Origin of the sequence: Vibrio sp. 1727, assembly GCF_033344415.1 — a bacterium.
In the GTDB taxonomy this organism is placed as follows: Bacteria; Pseudomonadota; Gammaproteobacteria; order Enterobacterales; family Vibrionaceae; genus Vibrio; species Vibrio alginolyticus.
Genome location: NZ_JAWPOT010000257.1, coordinates 1 through 708, shown reverse-complemented (window position 1 = coordinate 708; position 708 = coordinate 1). Strand labels below are relative to the sequence as shown.

Here is a 708-nt window from a genome sequence, read left to right as displayed (position 1 = left end):
AAAGGCTCTACGGGTGCCAATCTCGACATCATGGCGCGAGGTGTGCTGTGGCAACATGGTATTGATTACAAATGCGGTACAGGACATGGTGTGGGTATTTGTTTGAATGTCCATGAAGGGCCACAAAACTTCTCGCAAAGCCACCGCGAAGTTGAGCTAAAACCTGGCATGGTGATCACCAATGAGCCCGGTGTTTACCGTGAAGGTGAATACGGTGTTCGGATCGAAAACATCATGAAAGTGGTTGAAGTCGAGCAAAATGAGTTCGGTATTTTTTATGGCTTCGAGACCATTACGCTGGCACCAATCGCCACGAACATGCTTGATGTCTCTTTGCTAAGCCATGATGAAATTAACTGGCTAAATCAATACCATTCTCGCGTCTACCAAGCACTCAGCCCATCTCTTGATGAGCACGACAAAGCTTGGCTTCAGCGCGCAACTCAGTTTGTAGAGCTTTAGACAAACTGCCCTATCTCCCGATTTCATTTTCATTTCAAACTCCCTGTTTGATTGCCAGCCTTCGGGTTGGCTTTTTTTATCCGCCTATGTGCGCACCTCTTCTTGTTGCTGAAAGCTTTTCTTTGCACAAATAAATATGATTAACACTCATTAGTCGTCACAGAAAGCACTAAATACGCTCCGCCGATGACCAGATACAAAAACGCCCTGCCAATATGACAGGGCGTTTATTTGTGTCAAAATGCG

At 45.8% G+C, this 708-nt stretch carries 1 protein-coding gene; it reads left to right on the top strand.

Annotation, left to right across the window (positions count from 1 at the left end; all coding sequences use genetic code 11):
• Window positions 1-462, top strand: a 462-nt coding sequence (locus R8O10_RS25115) for a M24 family metallopeptidase C-terminal domain-containing protein (protein WP_318191942.1), incomplete at its 5' end; no start/stop codon positions are given.
• Between the last annotated feature and the right edge of the window lie 246 nt (window positions 463-708).